Annotated in this window: 19 protein-coding genes; 13 read left to right on the top strand and 6 right to left on the bottom strand. The window is 70.6% G+C overall.

The annotated features are described in order from the left end of the window. Positions 1 to 71: 71 nt before the first annotated feature. The 3 genes from FKO37_RS30955 to FKO37_RS30945 are packed head-to-tail and all read right to left on the bottom strand — an operon-like array spanning position 72 to position 2,562. Positions 72 to 731 (bottom strand): alpha/beta fold hydrolase, encoded by a 660-nt coding sequence (locus FKO37_RS30955; protein ID WP_238606781.1) that lies wholly within the window; start codon positions 729 to 731, stop codon positions 72 to 74. Beyond that, positions 728 to 1,117 (bottom strand): RidA family protein, encoded by a 390-nt coding sequence (locus FKO37_RS30950; protein ID WP_238606780.1) that lies wholly within the window; start codon positions 1,115 to 1,117, stop codon positions 728 to 730. Before FKO37_RS30950 ends, FKO37_RS30955 begins: the two co-directional genes overlap by 4 nt. Beyond that, positions 1,114 to 2,562 (bottom strand): FAD-dependent monooxygenase, encoded by a 1,449-nt coding sequence (locus FKO37_RS30945; RefSeq protein ID WP_238606779.1) that lies wholly within the window; start codon positions 2,560 to 2,562, stop codon positions 1,114 to 1,116. The genes FKO37_RS30950 and FKO37_RS30945 overlap by 4 nt, the downstream gene beginning before the upstream one ends. Before the next feature lie 100 nt (positions 2,563 to 2,662). On the opposite strand from FKO37_RS30945, the gene FKO37_RS30940 reads away from it, so the two are divergent. The 6 genes from FKO37_RS30940 (at position 2,663) to FKO37_RS30915 (ending at position 6,663) form a co-directional block, all read left to right on the top strand. Then, the gene (locus tag FKO37_RS30940) at positions 2,663 to 3,310 is read left to right on the top strand and encodes a TetR/AcrR family transcriptional regulator (RefSeq protein ID WP_238606778.1); all 648 of its coding nucleotides are present in this window, start codon (positions 2,663 to 2,665) and stop codon (positions 3,308 to 3,310) included. Between the two features lie 189 nt (positions 3,311 to 3,499). After that, positions 3,500 to 3,868 (top strand): helix-turn-helix transcriptional regulator, encoded by a 369-nt coding sequence (locus FKO37_RS30935; RefSeq protein ID WP_051729756.1) that lies wholly within the window; start codon positions 3,500 to 3,502, stop codon positions 3,866 to 3,868. A 1-nt stretch (position 3,869) separates the two neighbouring features. Further along, on the top strand, positions 3,870 to 4,520 hold the full coding sequence (locus FKO37_RS30930; protein WP_134729971.1) for an SRPBCC family protein: 651 nt from the start codon (positions 3,870 to 3,872) through the stop codon (positions 4,518 to 4,520). Next, positions 4,517 to 5,008: an SRPBCC family protein gene (locus FKO37_RS30925; protein ID WP_238606777.1), complete on the top strand. Its 492-nt coding sequence runs from the start codon at positions 4,517 to 4,519 to the stop codon at positions 5,006 to 5,008. Before FKO37_RS30930 ends, FKO37_RS30925 begins: the two co-directional genes overlap by 4 nt. Positions 5,009 to 5,495: 487 nt before the next feature. After that, positions 5,496 to 5,921, top strand: a complete 426-nt coding sequence (locus tag FKO37_RS30920; protein ID WP_043828369.1) for a hypothetical protein — start codon at positions 5,496 to 5,498, stop codon at positions 5,919 to 5,921. A gap of 265 nt (positions 5,922 to 6,186) precedes the next feature. After that, a complete protein-coding gene (locus FKO37_RS30915; protein ID WP_238606776.1) occupies positions 6,187 to 6,663 on the top strand; it encodes a hypothetical protein in 477 nt (158 codons plus the stop codon). Positions 6,664 to 6,666: 3 nt separating this feature from the next. Here the strand turns inward: FKO37_RS30915 and FKO37_RS30910 are convergent, their stop codons facing one another. After that, on the bottom strand, positions 6,667 to 7,068 hold the full coding sequence (locus tag FKO37_RS30910; RefSeq protein ID WP_238606775.1) for a nuclear transport factor 2 family protein: 402 nt from the start codon (positions 7,066 to 7,068) through the stop codon (positions 6,667 to 6,669). A 38-nt stretch (positions 7,069 to 7,106) separates the two neighbouring features. On the opposite strand from FKO37_RS30910, the gene FKO37_RS30905 reads away from it, so the two are divergent. Beyond that, positions 7,107 to 7,997: a helix-turn-helix domain-containing protein gene (locus FKO37_RS30905; RefSeq protein ID WP_238606774.1), complete on the top strand. Its 891-nt coding sequence runs from the start codon at positions 7,107 to 7,109 to the stop codon at positions 7,995 to 7,997. Positions 7,998 to 8,008: 11 nt separating this feature from the next. Here FKO37_RS30905 and FKO37_RS30900 read toward each other — a convergent pair whose 3' ends face one another. Then, entirely contained in the window at positions 8,009 to 9,187 is a 1,179-nt protein-coding gene (locus FKO37_RS30900; protein ID WP_238606773.1) for an epoxide hydrolase family protein, read from the bottom strand. 113 nt (positions 9,188 to 9,300) lie between these two features. Here FKO37_RS30900 and FKO37_RS30895 point away from each other — a divergent pair, with 113 nt between their 5' ends. After that, positions 9,301 to 9,552, top strand: a complete 252-nt coding sequence (locus tag FKO37_RS30895; RefSeq protein ID WP_238606772.1) for a hypothetical protein — start codon at positions 9,301 to 9,303, stop codon at positions 9,550 to 9,552. A 161-nt stretch (positions 9,553 to 9,713) separates the two neighbouring features. On the opposite strand, the gene FKO37_RS30890 is transcribed toward FKO37_RS30895, so the two are convergent. Continuing rightward, positions 9,714 to 10,325: a transglycosylase SLT domain-containing protein gene (locus tag FKO37_RS30890; protein ID WP_238606771.1), complete on the bottom strand. Its 612-nt coding sequence runs from the start codon at positions 10,323 to 10,325 to the stop codon at positions 9,714 to 9,716. A gap of 170 nt (positions 10,326 to 10,495) precedes the next feature. On the opposite strand from FKO37_RS30890, the gene FKO37_RS30885 reads away from it, so the two are divergent. From FKO37_RS30885 to FKO37_RS30865, 5 genes are read left to right on the top strand one after another with little or no spacing between them, the layout of a single operon-like run. Next, entirely contained in the window at positions 10,496 to 11,503 is a 1,008-nt protein-coding gene (locus FKO37_RS30885) for an LLM class flavin-dependent oxidoreductase (RefSeq protein ID WP_238606770.1), read from the top strand. Positions 11,504 to 11,515: 12 nt separating this feature from the next. Further along, entirely contained in the window at positions 11,516 to 11,953 is a 438-nt protein-coding gene (locus FKO37_RS30880; RefSeq protein WP_238606769.1) for a nuclear transport factor 2 family protein, read from the top strand. After that, positions 11,950 to 12,771, top strand: coding sequence for an alpha/beta fold hydrolase (locus FKO37_RS30875; RefSeq protein WP_238606768.1), 822 nt, complete (start codon positions 11,950 to 11,952; stop codon positions 12,769 to 12,771). The genes FKO37_RS30880 and FKO37_RS30875 overlap by 4 nt, the downstream gene beginning before the upstream one ends. After that, entirely contained in the window at positions 12,768 to 13,706 is a 939-nt protein-coding gene (locus FKO37_RS30870) for a DUF1028 domain-containing protein (RefSeq protein ID WP_238606767.1), read from the top strand. Before FKO37_RS30875 ends, FKO37_RS30870 begins: the two co-directional genes overlap by 4 nt. After that, positions 13,703 to 14,848, top strand: a complete 1,146-nt coding sequence (locus tag FKO37_RS30865; RefSeq protein WP_238606766.1) for a M20 family metallopeptidase — start codon at positions 13,703 to 13,705, stop codon at positions 14,846 to 14,848. Before FKO37_RS30870 ends, FKO37_RS30865 begins: the two co-directional genes overlap by 4 nt. Positions 14,849 to 14,869 lie beyond the last annotated feature (21 nt).

Here is a 14,869-nt window from a genome sequence, read left to right as displayed (position 1 = left end):
GACGGGCTCGCCGATCGCGGCGGGACGCGCCGTGTGCCCGGCACGCCCTCGGGTGCCCGGACCTCGCTGCCTCAGCGACGTCCGGGAAGAGATCCCTCCGGCCCAGTCAGGGCCGCGCACACTTCGGCGGCCGCTGTCCACAGTCCTAAGTGGCCGGTCGCGACGGTCCGGCATTCCATGCCCTGCTCCCGGGCACGGGCAGCCATAACCGAGAAAGGAGAGTGCTCGCCGAAAAGAACGTAGCGGCCAGGCGGCCGCGTGGCCGAGGACGGCGGCAGGGGTTCTTCGTGGCTGGCGAGGTCGATCGGCCGCAGCCGGGAGACCACGGCGGGGTCGGTGAATCCGAGCGCGTCGAGCCCGAACGGCGGAACGGCCCGGCCCGACGGGTCATGGGACTGCGCCGCTTCGGCGAACAGCCGACGCAGAACCGGCATGAGGTCGAAGGCAGATTCGCCGGGCGAGGGAAGGAAAGCATCGAGATAGATCGCTTCGCGCACCTGCTCCGGATGCGCGTCCGCGAGCCCGGCGACGACCATCCCGCCGTAACTGTGGCCGACGAGGACGACCTGGTCTTCGAGCACCTGCCCGACTTCGTCGAGGTGCTGCTGCAATCCGGGGCCGGTGAGCGTGGGCGCGGCGACAGTGTGCCCTTGCTCGGACAACCGCGCCGCGATCCGGTCCCATATCCAGCCGCCGCACCACGAGCCGTGTACCAGGACGTAGTGGCTCATGGCGCGGGCACCTTCGCGATGACGTCGACCTCGACCAGCACGTCGGGGGCGAACAGCGCGGCGACTCCGACCAGGGTGCTCGCCGGCGCCGCGGGCACTCCTTCGCGCAGTGCGGCGAAGAGTCCGGAGATCAGCTCGGGGCGATAGTCCACAACGTAAACGGTTTCCTTGACGATGTCCTCGCGGCCGCAGCCGGCGGCGGCGAGCGCGACGTCGAGGTTGTGCGCGATCCGCCGCATCTGGGTCGCGTGGTCGTCGCCGCAGAGGTTCCCGTGCTCGTCCCAGGCGACTTGCCCGGAAAGGAAAACGAGGTCGGCGACGCGCACGACCGGGGTGAAGGCTCCGGGGATGCGGTGCAGCCCGGCAGGGGTCAGGTACTCGGTCATCGCCGCGCCGCCGCTCCGGCCCAGGCGGTGATCGCGGCTTCCCGGCGCGCGGCGTCCGGCGGATCGGTTTCGCGGCGGACCCATGCGATGTGGCCGTCCGGTCGGACGAGGAGTTCGCTGAGGTTCTCGGGTCGGGTGCTGGTCACCGTGATCCGGTCTTTCCAGCCTTCGGCGACCTGCTCTGCGCCGTCTCCGAAGTAGCCGAAAGTACCGTCGTGCAAAATATTCGCGCCTTGCGACCCGAGCATCCGGCCGGGCGCGCGGGTGCCGACGAGCGGGTCGTCGTCGGGTGCTGGATAGGACGTCGACAGGGCGGACACCAGACCGGCCAGCCGGGCGTTGACCTCGGGGATTTCGAGCAACGAATCCAGCAGTCCGCGCACCGCGGCGACCGGACGCTGGTAGTCGGGGACCAGGGTGAGTTCCAGCAACAGCGTCTGGGCTTGGGTGTTGTCGGCGACCAGTTGTCCCACCGGGAAACGCTCCGCGTGGTAGGTGTCGAGCAGGCCCGGCGGCGCCCAGCCGTTGAGCTCGGCGGCGAGTTTCCAGCCGAGGTTCATCGCGTCCTGCAGGCCGGTGTTGAGGCCCTGGCCCGCCGCCGGGAAATGGATGTGCGCCGCGTCGCCCGCGAGGAAAACGCGGCCGGACCGATAATGCTCGGCCAGCCGGGTGGCGTTGCCGAAGCGCGAAAGCCAGCGCGGCTCCGCGATGCCGAAGGAGGTGCCCGTGAGTTCCACCAGGGTGGCGCGGAACTCCTCGAACGTCACGGGTTCCGTTGCCGGGACGCGCATGCGCTCCGGACTGGTGACCACGATGCGGGTCAGTCCTCCGGAAAGCGGGGCGATCAGCAGCGGAACACGCCAGGCCGCGGCGATCGCCTCCTGGTCGACGACCGCGAAGTCGCCGAGCATCGAGCTCATCGTGCCGTCCGAGCCCGGGAATCCGATGCCGGCGGACTCCCGGACCTTGCTGCGGCCGCCGTCGCAGCCCACGAGATACGCGGCGCGAAGCCGGAAGTCCCCGTCCGGCCCGATGCCCGTGACATCGACCCCGTCGTCGTCCTGGGCGAGCGACACGATTTCGTGCCCGTAGGAGATTTCGACGCCGAGGTCGCGTGCGCGTTCTTCGAGCAGCTGCTCGGTCTGCGCCTGCTCCAGGAACAGCGTGTAGCCGTGCCGAGTGTCCAGCGCGGAGAAGTCGAGCTTCCGCGACAGCCCTGCGAAATGCCAGCTCGGGACGGTGCGGCCCCGGTCGAGAAACCGGTCGGCGATGCCGCGCAGTTCGAGGATCTCGATGCTGCGCGGATGCAGTGTGAGCGCGCGGGACTGGCCGTGCCGCGCCTGCTGCCGTTCGAGGATCCGGACCCGCACCCCGGCCAGCGCCAGTTCCGCGCCGAGCAGCAGCCCCGTCGGGCCTGCCCCGCTGATCACGACCTCGGTGTCCACAACCGCCTCCATTATTTTCCGAACAGCGTTCATTTAAGCCTGCCGTCAGTGTCCTGAGGAAGCGCGAAGCTGTCAAACACGCTGCTAGGCTGGCCATGCCATGACCGCGCACCAGCCCCGCACCCGAGGACGCCCGCCCGCCGCCGACCGGGCCCACGTCACCGCCGCCGCGCTCCGGCTGCTCGACGAAGAGGGCCTCGACGCGCTCACCATGCGAAAACTGGCCACCGCGGTCGGCGTCCAAGTGGGGACGCTTTACGGCTACTTCCCGACCAAAACGGCCTTGCTGACCGCCATGGCCGAGTCGATGCTGGACGGCTGCCTCACCGCCGCCGACGGAATCGCCGAGCCGCGCGAACGGGTGCTGGCCCTGATGAGAAGCCTGCGCACCGCACTTCTGTCCTATCGCGACGGTGCGCGGGTGTACGCGGGCACGCACGCCATCGGGCCGAACACCCTGGGCTTCGCCGAAGCCCTCAACGGCGCGTTGCGGGAAACCGGCCTCGACGCCGCAGCGGCGATGAAAACTGCGCTGCTGGTCCTGCACTTCGCAACCGGCCACACCCTCGAAGAACAAGCAGCAATCCAGTCCGGCCCGGACCTGCCCGCCGACATCGGCCACCTGCGCGAAGCAATCCAAGACGGCGACTATCCACACCTCGCCGAGGCCCAAGACCATCTGACCGGAACCGACCTGACCGACCTCTTCGAACAGGGCCTGCGCCTGCTCACCGCCGACCTGCCCTGACGGCCGGGTTTCACCGTGCGGCCAATGGCACCGGCGCGTTGCGGGCTGGGTGACTACATCGGTCTTGCTGACGCCGGGAGCAGGTCTCGGTCGACACCGGCATTGGCGAGACGGATCGGGCGCCGACACCGTGGATGGACCAAGTACCGGCGCTGGCTTATATAAGCGAGAGCCGGTATGATCCGGGTAGTGCACGCGTTCGACATTCTCGGCGACCCGGTGCGCCGCCGCATTCTCGAACTGCTCGCCGACGGCGAGCAGACCTCGGGCGCGATCACCGACGTGATTCGAGCCGAGTTCGCACTGTCCCAGCCGGCTGTCTCGCAGCATCTGCGCGTTCTGCGCGAGAACGGGTTCGCTTCGGTCCGGGCCGAGGGAGCCCGCCGGTTCTACGCCGTCGACCCCTCGCCGCTGAGCGAGGTCGACGAGTGGTTGGACCGGTTTCGCGGGTTCTGGAATCAGCGGCTCGATGCCCTGGGCACTGAGCTGGCCCGCGGCAGGCGAGCATCCCGGACCTCGGGTGTCGGCAAGGCCGGTCCGCCAGCGAAAGGACGATGACATGAAGGACGTACTGGACGAACTGGCCGCTGCGCGCCGGGCGATGGGCACCGCGACCCTGCCGGCCGGCGACGCGTACACGATCGAGCTGCGGCGTGACTACGACGCGTCGGTCGACGAGGTGTGGAACGCCATCACCGACCCCGAGCGGTTGGGCCGCTGGCTGAAGCCGGTGACCGGTGACCTGCGCCTGGGCGGATCGTTCGAGCTGGACGGCGGTGAGCACGGGGAGATCCTCGCCTGCGACCCGCCGCGGCGGCTGCGGGTGTCCTGGCTCTTCGGGCCCGGGGCCGACGAGTGGCCGGGCACGAGCGAGGTCGAGGTGAGGCTGTCTCCGGGCACTGCCGGGGGCACCGAATTCGAGCTGGTCCACGCCGCGGCCGTCGGGGAGCCCATGTTCCCGACTTACGGCCCGGGCGCCGGCGGCGTGGGCTGGGATCTGCATCTCCTCTCCTTTTCGCGCTTCCTGGCCGACGGCGAGACCCTCGATCACGACGAGTTCCGGACCTTGTCCGGGGGACGCGAGTTCGCACGGCGCAGCGCGGCGGCATGGGGCGAAGCTCACCTGGCCGCCGGCGGCGACCCGGATCGCGTGGCGGCTGCGGTGGCAGCCACCACCGCGTTCTACGCCCCCGAAGGAAGCGAGCGATGAAGTACGCCAACTCGATCGAGATCGCCCTGCCTCGCGAGAAGGTGGTCCAGCTGATCTCCGACCCGGCGCACCTGGCGAAGTGGCTGCGGGGCCTGGTTCTGCACGAACCGGTGAACGGAGTACACGGCCAGGTCGGCACCACCTCGCGCGTGGTGTTCCAGCGGGGCAAACAGCGGGTGGAGGCCACCGAGACCATCACTCGGCTGGAGCCCGCGGACATCCGCGCAGTGCCCAGGTCGGTCGTCGTGCATTACGAACGGGAGATCACCGCCAAAGGGATGTGGCAGGCCCAGCGCGATCGGATCGTCGACGCTGGTCCGGACAAGACGCTGTGGGAGAGCGAGAGCGAGTTTCGGTTCGACGGGCCCCTGATGCGACTGGTGGCGCTGCTCATGGTCGGCTCGTTTCGCAAGCAGTCGCAGCAGCACATGCGGGACTTCAAAGCGTTCGCCGAGCACGGGACGGACGTCCGGCAGGGGGCGAGCTGACCTGCCGCTGAGTCGCGGGTCCGGCCAGCATGGCGAACACACCCGCCGCACGCGTCGACCGGTATGCCGCGATGCCAAGGCAGGCCTGCCGGAACGGGCGTCGCAGCGCAAGCACGGGGTCGGATACCGCACCATTGCCGCCGCGTTGGCCTCGGCGTGGCCCCAGCCGCCGAAGCCGCCACCGGCTCGCCTGGACGGTCGCATTCGCTGCCGCGGTCGTCGTGCTGGCTGTGGAGCCGATGGTCCATCGCCGCTGGTACCGCGATCCGCGATAGTGCCCGCCGCGCCTGTCCCACGACCCGGTGAACAAGGCTGGCGTGATCGAGTTTTCCGGCGAATAGTTCAACAGCAGCGGGAAATGCGCCGCACCGGACCGCATAAGCCTTGAGTCCTGGCAGGAAGTGCCGTCCGGCGGTGGGCGTCCTTGCGCTCCGCGAGGCGGAATCGGGATCCTGGGCTCACCGAAGCGCAGGGGAGGAGCCGGGCGATGGACGACGTGGAGCTGACGCACCGCGAATGCGTCCGGCTGCTCCGGTCACCCGAACGGGGCCGTCGCGGGATCGTTGCCATCGACGGGCTGACGCCTGCCCTGCGGGTCTGCCTTCTTCTCGACGCGGGCGACGTGCTGATCCCGACCGGGCCGGACAGCGGGCTCGTGCGCGTGGCGGCATTGCGCCCGGTTTCGCTGGAGTTCACCGATCAGGACAAGGACGGGCGGCTGCGGTGGACCGTCCGCGGGATCGGCCTTGCCCGGCCGATGACCGGGCTGGACGTTCCGCGTCCGGTGCCGCGCAGCACCGTGCTCGCGGCGATGCCGGACGCGTTCCGCAACGGGGTCCGGGTCGTCGTGGCCCGCTACCGCGGCAACCGGCCCGCGGACGGGGTCGTGATCCCCGCGCCGCGTGTCGGCTGAGAAAGGCTCGAGTGCCTGTCTTGGTAACCGTTTGGCGACACCGTCGCTGAGGCCCATTCGGCGGGTTGTGGCCGGATACGATGGATTTGCCTGAAATCAGTTGTTCCCGCGTTTCGCCCGAGGCGAGCGACGCGAGCGGCTGGGTGATCAGGAGGGGGAATGCCCGGGCGAAACCGGCGCTGCGCACCAGCGGCCGGGACGACCGGGCGGAGGCGTCATTCAGCCGGAAGGAACCATGAGTACCGCGAGAATCAATGTCAGGACCTTGACGGTCATCACGAGCTGGATCCTCATTGCCGGGGCTGTGCTGCTGGGCATGGGATTCGTCATGCTCATCACCGCGCCGCCGCACAGCGGCGCCAACATCGGCGCCGGAGGAGCCCTCCTCTTCGGCCTGGGCACGACCGGGGCGGGTCTGCTGATCGGAGCGGGGACAGCGGTGGCCGCGCTGCGGGTCCGGCTGCGCGAGGGGCGCGCTGAGGTCCCTGTGCTGGCCTGGGAGAAGCGTCTGCGGCGGTTGACCGCGGCTGCGGTCGGCCTGGTCGCGATCGGGGACCTCGTGCTGACCCGGGCAACCTTCGCCTTCAAGAATGCGCGCGCCGGAAGCGATGGCGTGGATTCTTACCCGATTTTCGTGACCGGTGTATGCATCGCCGGGTGCGGTCTCCTGGCCGGGGTCCCGCACGCGTTGTACTGGCTGTCGCGCCAGCGGACTCGCCGCCATTTCGAGCGTCGCGCGTAGCCCTCACGCGGGCCGCATCGTGCGCATGGTGCGTTCGACCTCCCAAAAGGCGCGCACCGCAAGGATTTTCCCCGCCTCGTCGACGCGATAGACGAACACTCCTTCGGCCTCGAGCACCTGTCCGCCGTTCTCGCTGCGGACGTGGCCGGTGTAAGCGACCTCGTGCCCGCAGGCGAACGAGTCGTCGAAGAGGAACTCGATCGAGTCGTTGGGCGCGATGGCCCGGTCCCAGAACGCGGAAAGGGCGTCGCGGCCCCGGTGCCCGGTGCCGTCCGGGTCGAACTGGGAAGGGCCGACCGGGTCCTCCACCAGGGCGTCCGCGGCGAACAGCGCCAGCCAGGCCTCCTTGTCTCGCCTCCGGACGGCGGCGTGCAGGGCCTGGCTGGCGGTGCGAGCGGTGGTCATCGAGCCTCCTGGTGTTGATCGTCGCTAGCCTGGGAACCATGGTGTTCGACTCCACGCGGCTGGATCTCCAGCCGTATGCCGGGTTCGACATGGCGCGCTACGTTCGGCGCACGTATTGCAGCTGGGCGGACGCTGGCTGGGAGTCCCTGCTCGTGCAGCGGTTCGAGCACGTCCCCGTCGCCGAGGAAATGGCGTTGCCCGCCGCGGCGGATCTGCATTTGGTGTTGCCGGTCGGGCGGAGCGCGGTGATGGAGACGCGCCGGGACGGCCGGTGGGGGCGCACTTCGTGGACGTCGGGGCGCGTCGAGTTGATGCTTCCGGATCAGCCTGCGGTGCGGCGTTACCGGGCAGCGGGCGTGTTGGACAGCGTGCAGGTCCACATTCCGCGGGACACCGTCGACGCGACAGCCGCGCAGCTCGGCGGCGCCGCGGTGGACTTCGACGCGCTGGCTGCGTCGCTGACGGCGGGAGATCCGCTGGTCGAGGAGATCATCCGAGCCGTCGGCAGTGCGGGCGCGACCGACGATCTGTATGCCGAATCCGCGGCGGCGTTCCTGACGATGCAGCTGCTTACCCGGCACACGCGGCGGTCCGCCCGGGCCGCGCCGACGCGGGAGAACGCGAGGGTCCGGGCGGTCGTCGCGGCGATGCGCGAGCGGCTCGCCGAGCCGGTCACCTTGGCGGATCTCGCCGGCGAGGTTCATCTGAGCGTCTACCACCTGGTCCGGGTCTTCAAGGAAGCGACCGGGGAGACGCCGTACCGGTACCTGACCCGGTTGCGGATCGACGAGGCGAAACGGCTGCTGCGCGGCACCGAACTGACCATCGCCCAGATCGCGGGGCGCTGCGGATTCGCTGACCCGGCCGCGTTGTCGACGGCGTTCCTGCGGCACACCGGGACGCGGCCCTCGGCGTACCGCGATTCCTGACGGACCCGGCATCAGCGCTGGCGCCGGAACGCTTCCCGGATCTCGGACACGAGCAGCTCCGGCTGCTCCAGCCCCGGGAAGTGGCCGCCGCGGTCGAGTTCGTGCCAGGAGCGCAGGTCGAGGTAGCGGCGTTCGGCCCAGTGGCGGACGGCGGGCCAGGGGTCGGCCGGGAAGATCGAGCAGGCGGTCGGCACGGTCACTGGCTGCGCGTTCTCCTCTTCCGCGCTGCGGGCCACCCAGCGCATCGCCTCCCAATACCACCGCGAGGAGGACGCGCCGGTGCCGGTCAGCCAGTACAGCGCGATGGTGTCGATCTGCTGCGAAATGCTTACGCCGCCGCCGGATTCCGGCCGGGTGTCGGAGTAGGCGGCGAATTTCTCGCCCAGCCACGCGGCCAGCCCGGCGGGGGAGTCGAGCAGCGAATAGCCCAGGGTCTGCGGGCGGGTGCTCATTTGCAGCCCGAAGCCGTAGCCGTCGGCGAGGTGCCGGTTCCGCCGGTCCAGGACGCGTTGTTCGGCGGGGCCGGGCGCGAGCAGGTCGTCGGGAATGGGGGAGGCGATCGGCATCGTCAGGTGCAGGCCCGCGACGCGTTCGGGGACCAGGCGCGCGAGTTCGGTGCTCACGAACGCGCCCCAGTCCCCGCCGTGCGCGCCGAACCGCGGATAGCCGAGCACGGTCATCAACTGCGCCCACGCCCGCGCGGTGCGGCCGGGATTCCAGCCCTGCTCCCGCGGTCGGTCGCTGAACCCGAACCCAGGCAGCGCCGGGATCACGAGGTGGAAGGCGTCGCGCGCGGAACCGCCGTGCGCGACCGGATCGGTCAGCGGGCCGATGACGTCCTCGAACTCGAGAACCGAACCGGGCCAGCCGTGTGTCAGCACCAGCGGAAGCGCGTCCGGCTCGGCGGAACGGACGTGCCAGAACGCGATCCCCAAGCCGTCCAGGACGACGCGGTAGTGCGGGATGGCGTTCCACCGCTCCTGCAGCGCGGACCAATCGTGCTCGCGCCAAGCGGTCAGCAGGGTCGACAGCTGCGCCAGCTGGATTCCCTGGGACGCGTCCGGCACGGTCTCGTGTTCGGGCAGCCGGACTCGGTCCAGTCTGGTCCGCAGATCGGCGAGGTCCGCGTCGTCGACGTCGATGGCGAAGCGTTCGGGGGAGGGGGTCTCGCCTGCAGAAATGTCAGCCACGCAAGGAACCGTAGGGCTGGGCCGGGCGCTGCCTCAATGTTCGGGATTGCGGTGTGCGAGTCAATTATTGCGGTGCGGAGTCCACAGAGGTGGCCCGCTCTAAGCTCGCTCCCGTGGACGCGGGTGACTGCCGGGCCGCGGTGACCGGGATCCTTGGCTCCGCGTCGCACGAAACTTCCGCCAGGCTCGAGCGGTTCTGGGCCGCGGCGCGCGGAGCCCGACGTTCCGCCGCGGCCGGGAGGGTGACGCGCGACGATCTCGAAGCCGCGGTCGTCGACGCGGTGACGGAGTGGATCACGCCGCTCATCCCGGCTGGGGCACCCGAGGGCTTCTGTCGCGTCGAGGCCCCGGGCGGCTGCGGGTGAGCGCGGAAATGCCGGGAGCCGTATGTGTCCGAAGAGGACACTGGCCGGTTCGCGGTCGACGGATACGGCCGGACGCTCGGCACCTCCGGAGTGCGGGCGAGGATCGGCGCCGGGTACCGGTCGGGTCGGCTTGATCGCGGCGTTCGGGGGCCGGAACCCGTTCACGGCTCGCCGAGCGCCTTGCCCGCCTTGGCCCAGTTCCCGCGCAGAGTGTCCAAATAGGACTGTGCCTGCGCGCCCGGCTTGGTCCCGCGGGCGAAGCTCTTCATCGCGCCCGGTCCCGCGTTGTAGCCGAGCGCGAGCAGTTCGTCGGAGGTGATCGAGCCGGACCGGTGCGCGGGCAGTTGCGCGGCCAGGTCGTGCAGGTACCAGGATTCGGCCTGGATCGCCAGGTCCGGGTCGTCCGGCAGCTGGTCCCATGAACGTCCGGCGAACGCGCGGCCCTTCTTCGTCGCGTCGAAGGTCGCTTCGTGCATGTTCGCGACCCCGAACGCGGCTCCCGGCTTGAGCCGCTGCCAGGCGCGTTCGAGAGCCGGATCGTGCGGTTTGTACGACTCGTTGAAGAGAATCGCCATGACCAGCCGAGGGGACACCCCCGCCTCTTGAGCGCGGGTCCGGACCATGGAGGCGAACCGTGCCGGGTCGTAGCTCCCGCTGAGTGCGGAGGTGGTCGGAGTCGCCGGGGTCTTGGGTTCCGGCTGGCTGGCGGGACCGGTGCAGGCGGCGAGACACAGTCCCAGCATTGCCGCTGCCAGCCAACGCCACTCGCGCATCGTCTCCGCCTTCCCTTTGCCTCCACCTTGGCACAAAACGGCAGCCGGTCGTGCACCGTGCACTGTCGTGTTCCGCCCGTTTCGTCGCCGTGCCCGAAGCGCCGGACCCGGTGCGGTTCCTAACGTCGAGCCCAACGTGGTGAACCAGCCCGCACGACAGGAGCCCGCCGATGACCCACCCGTCCCGCAGCCGGCTGGGAGTGCTGCTCGGCAGCACCACTCCGCCGGAACAGATCGGCGCACGAGCCGCGGCCGCGGAAGCCGCCGGTTTCGGGGAATTGTGGCTGCCCGAGGACTACTTCTTCCTCGGCGGCATCGCGGGCGCCGCGCTCGCGCTCGGAGCGACTTCCCGGGTCCCGGTCGGCATCGGGGTCGTGTCGTCGGTCGTCCGGCATCCGGCGTTGCTGGCCATGGAAATCAGCACGCTGGCCCGCGCTTACCCCGGCCGGCTGATGCCCGGGATCGGGCACGGCGTCCCCGCCTGGACCGCGCAAATGGGCCTGACCCAGCGGTCGCCGATGAGCGCCCTGCGCGAAACCCTCACCGCCGTCCGAGGGCTGTTGCGCGGCGAGACGATCGACGAGGAGGGCCGGTTCGCCGCCTTCCGCCAGGTCGCGATCACGCATCCGGTCGCCGAGCCGGTGCCGCTGTTCACCGGGGTGCTCGGGGACAAGGGGCTCGAGCTGACCGGCCGGATGGCGGACGGCCTGCTTGTCAGCGCGCTCGCACCGGTCGAATACGTACGGAGCGCGCGGCGCAAGCTGGACGAAGCCGCGCGCGCGGCCGGGCGGGAAGAGCGCATCACGATCACCGTCCTCGCCGCGGCCAACGTCACGCGGGATCCGGGGCAGGCAGCCGCCGCAAGGGAAGCGCTCAAAGCGGTTCTTGCCTTTTACCTCGCCGCGAGTGGCCCTGGCCCGCTGTTCGGCGCGGTCGGCGCCAACGAGCAGCTCGCGGACATGCTCTCGCGAGGCGGTCCCGAGGTGGTCGCCGCGGAGATGCCGGACGAGTGGCTCGACGTTTTCGGCGTCGTGGGCGGGCAGGACACCGCGCGGGCCCGCCTCAAGGAATACCTCGACGCGGGCGCGGACAACGTCGCCATCGCGACCGTCGTCGCCGGCGGCGCGGAAGAAACTCTCGCCGCGGTCGGAGAACTGACCGGCGAATTCACCCACTGAAAGGGCACGACCATGAGCACTGACCTCGAGCGGATCCTCGAAGCGCACCAAGGCTGGTACGAGGCGAACATCGGCCTCGTCGCCGACCGGATGCTGCAGTACTTCCCCGAGGGCGACGGCTACCACCAGTTCAACCTCAACGGCCACACCTACCACGGCGTGCTGGACAAGCACCGGCTGTGGGTCAACGCCGCGAAGATCGGGCTGAGCATCACCGCGATCAAGGACACCGTCGGCCCGGACGTCCAGGTCTTCGGGGACGTCGCGCTGCTCACCGCCGAAGGAACCGCCGACGTGCTGGCTCCCGGCCAGCAGGACGCGGTCCCGACCCCGTTCCGCACCACCGAGTTCTTCCGCCGCGACGACGGCAAGGGCGGCCCGGACTGGCGGATCTGGCACATGCACGTCAGCGTCCAGGACCCGCAGATGCCCAAGCACGGCACGGAATGAGCAGGGGCTTGGACCGCGTCAGCGTCGAGGGACCGGCCGGGAAGCTGTCAGTGCTGCGCACGGCGGACGACCGGTCCGGCGTCCCGCTCGTGCTCCTGCATCCGATCAACTCCGCGGCAGTGGTCTGGGAGGACGTCGCCGCCCGGCTCGACCGGCCGGTCGTGGCGCCGGACCTGCGCGGGCACGGGAATTCCGGGCAGTCCGGCCCGTTCACCGTCGAAGACGGTTACGTGCCGGACGTCCTGGCCGTCCTCGACGCCCTCGGGCTGGACGAGGCGCATCTGGCCGGCGGGTCCCTGGGCGGCACGATCAGCGTCGCGCTGGCCGCGCTGCATCCCCGGCGGGTGCGCAGCGTCGCCGCGTTCGGTTCGACGCTGGGCACCGGCGTTCCGGCCGAGGCGATCGCCGCGATGGTGCGCGAACTCGAGGCCGCCGGGACCGCCGGGTACTTCGCCGGTCAGGTGCCGGAGATAGTGGGCCGGAAGCACCGGGATTCGACGCGGGTCCGGGAGGTGATGGCGGAAGCGGTCGGCACCCGGCCGACGACGGTGGTCGCGGAGATCCTTTACGGAGCGTTCGGCGCGGATATCCGGCATTTGGCGGGAAAGGTGGCCACATCGGGAATTCCGGTGCTGGCAGTGGCCGGAACCGAGGATCCGACGTGCCCGCCCGCGATGTCGCGCGAACTCGCCGAAGCCACCGGCGGCACTGCGGTGGAGCTGGACGGAACGGGTCACCTGCCGATGCTCGAGGAAACCGGCCAGGTGGCAGACCTCCTCCGAAACCACCTCGCGCGGGCGGAGGAAGGAAGGCCGTGACGTACTCGATCGTCGCGCGCGATCCGGCCACCGGCTGCCTCGGGGTCGGCGCCCAGACCCATTTCTTCGGCGTCGGCACGTTGCTGCCGTGGGCCGAGGCGGGCGTCGGCGCGGTGGCCACCCAGGCGTTCGTCAACGTCGACTACGGACCTCGCGGCCTGGAGCTGTTGCGGGCAGGCGTACCCGCACCGTCTACTGTGGACTTGCTGGTGGCCGAGGACCCGGATTCCGCTTATCGCCAGCTGGGAATCGTCGACGCACGGGGGTCGGTGGGCACGCACACCGGCGGCTCGTGCGCGCCGCACGCCGGTTCCGCGCGCGGGCATCAGGTGACGGTGCAAGGGAACATGCTGGCTGCCCCGGACGTGTGCCAGGCCGCGCTGTCCGCCTTCGAGACCGCGGGCGGCGACCTCGCCGACCGTATCCTCGCCGGGCTCCAAGCCGCGGACGGTGCCGGGGGAGACGTGCGCGGTGCCCAGTCGGCGGCACTGCTGGTCGTCTCCGGCCGACGGAGCCCGACGCCGTGGAACGAGGTGGTGGTCGACCTGCGGGTCGACGACCATCCGGATCCGCTCGCCGAACTGTCCCGGCTCCTCCCGCGCTCGCGAGCCTTCGGCGCGGTCGGCGGGGTGATGTTCGCGCGCGGCTTGACGCTCGGGCCGTTCGAGGGTGTCACGCCGGACGAGCTGGACGCGCGGCTGAAAGGTCTCGCGTCGGCGGCGGAGGTGATCGGGCCGGACAACCGCGAGGCCGACTTCTGGCGCGCGGTCCTGCTCGCTCGCGCCGGACGGCATCGGGAGGCTGCCGACCTCTTCGCGGAGGTGGCGGCGTTCCGTCCTGCGTTGGCGGGGTTCGCGAAAGGGCTTGCGCCGCTGGGGTTTCTCGACGCTGAAGCCCTCGCCGCGATGACCGCACACCTTGAGGAGTCCGCATGAACGCCGCTGCCGCCGTCCAAGCTGCGAGGGTGACAGACCTGGCGGCGGACTTGATCCGGTGCGACACACAAAACCCGCCCGGCGGGGAACGGCCGGTGGTCGAGCCGCTGTATCAAGTCTTGGCGGAACTGGGTGCCGAGGTCGAGGTTTTCGAGCCCGAACCGGGCCGTCCGTCGATCCTGGGCCGCATCGGGTCCGGCGACGGGCCGACGCTGCTGGTCAACGGGCACGTGGACGTCGTGCCAGTGTCCGAAGAGGACTGGACGGTGCCGCCGTTCGGCGGGCTGGTCCGGGACGGCCTGCTCTACGGTCGCGGCGCCTGCGACATGAAGGGCGGGATCGCCGCGGCGCTCGAAGGGATGCGCGCCTGCCGCGACGCCGGAATCGTGCCGCCCGCGAACATCGTCTTCCATCTCGTGGCGGACGAGGAGACCGGCGGCCGGGCCGGGACCGAGGCGCTGGTCGCGGCCGGGCTGGTGCACGCCGACGCGGCCGTCGTGCCCGAACCCAGCGAACTGCGGGTCGGCGTGGCCGAACGCGGCTCGCTGATGGTGGAGATCGTGGTGCGCGGGCGGGCCGGGCACGGCAGCGATCCGGCCGCCGGGCACTCCGCCGTCGCCGACGCCGCGCGGATCGTCTCGGCGCTCCACCTCGCCGACTTCGGCGACAAAGCGCATCCGCTCCTGGGCACTCCGACCGCGAACGCGGGAACCATCGCGGGCGGCACCGCCGTCAACATCGTGGCCGCCGAATGCCGGCTGCGGATCGACCGGCGCGTGCTGCCCGGCCAGACCCGGGACGAGGCGCTGGCCACCGTCACCGGACTGATCGACGCCGCGGGCAGGTTCGACTACGACGCGGACGTCCTCGCCTTCGCCGAGGGCTCCGAACTGGACCCGCAGCACCCGTTTGTGACCGAGGTCCGCGAGGCGGCGGACGACGCACCGGTTCGCGGGCTGAAACTCGGCACGGACGCGCGGTTCCTGCGCAATCAGCTCGGCATCCCGACGGTCGTGTACGGGCCCGGGTCGATGACGGTCGCGCACACCGCCGACGAGTACGTGCCGGTCGCCGAGCTGACCGCCGCCGCCCGCGCGTTCGCTCGGCTGTATGCCGGTTTCCGGGGTGTCGCCACCGCCTGAGCAGCCACGACGCCGGTTAAG

Origin of the sequence: Amycolatopsis sp. Poz14 (assembly GCF_006704225.1) — a bacterium.
In the GTDB taxonomy this organism is placed as follows: Bacteria; Actinomycetota; Actinomycetes; order Mycobacteriales; family Pseudonocardiaceae; genus Amycolatopsis; species Amycolatopsis nivea.
The sequence above is the reverse complement of the archived record's forward strand: the minus strand, read 5'-3'. Positions and strand labels throughout refer to the sequence as shown.

Excerpts from the sequence above, each read along its gene's own strand:
- FKO37_RS30955 (WP_238606781.1), bottom strand. The coding sequence starts at position 731 with ATGAGCCACTACGTCCTGGTACACGGCTCGTGGTGCGGCGGCTGGATA.
- FKO37_RS30950 (WP_238606780.1), bottom strand. The coding sequence starts at position 1,117 with ATGACCGAGTACCTGACCCCTGCCGGGCTGCACCGCATCCCCGGAGCC.
- FKO37_RS30940 (WP_238606778.1), top strand. The coding sequence starts at position 2,663 with ATGACCGCGCACCAGCCCCGCACCCGAGGACGCCCGCCCGCCGCCGAC.
- FKO37_RS30930 (WP_134729971.1), top strand. The coding sequence starts at position 3,870 with ATGAAGGACGTACTGGACGAACTGGCCGCTGCGCGCCGGGCGATGGGC.
- FKO37_RS30925 (WP_238606777.1), top strand. The coding sequence starts at position 4,517 with ATGAAGTACGCCAACTCGATCGAGATCGCCCTGCCTCGCGAGAAGGTG.
- FKO37_RS30920 (WP_043828369.1), top strand. The coding sequence starts at position 5,496 with ATGGACGACGTGGAGCTGACGCACCGCGAATGCGTCCGGCTGCTCCGG.
- FKO37_RS30910 (WP_238606775.1), bottom strand. The coding sequence starts at position 7,068 with ATGACCACCGCTCGCACCGCCAGCCAGGCCCTGCACGCCGCCGTCCGG.
- FKO37_RS30905 (WP_238606774.1), top strand. The coding sequence starts at position 7,107 with ATGGTGTTCGACTCCACGCGGCTGGATCTCCAGCCGTATGCCGGGTTC.
- FKO37_RS30890 (WP_238606771.1), bottom strand. The coding sequence starts at position 10,325 with ATGCGCGAGTGGCGTTGGCTGGCAGCGGCAATGCTGGGACTGTGTCTC.
- FKO37_RS30885 (WP_238606770.1), top strand. The coding sequence starts at position 10,496 with ATGACCCACCCGTCCCGCAGCCGGCTGGGAGTGCTGCTCGGCAGCACC.
- FKO37_RS30880 (WP_238606769.1), top strand. The coding sequence starts at position 11,516 with ATGAGCACTGACCTCGAGCGGATCCTCGAAGCGCACCAAGGCTGGTAC.
- FKO37_RS30875 (WP_238606768.1), top strand. The coding sequence starts at position 11,950 with ATGAGCAGGGGCTTGGACCGCGTCAGCGTCGAGGGACCGGCCGGGAAG.
- FKO37_RS30865 (WP_238606766.1), top strand. The coding sequence starts at position 13,703 with ATGAACGCCGCTGCCGCCGTCCAAGCTGCGAGGGTGACAGACCTGGCG.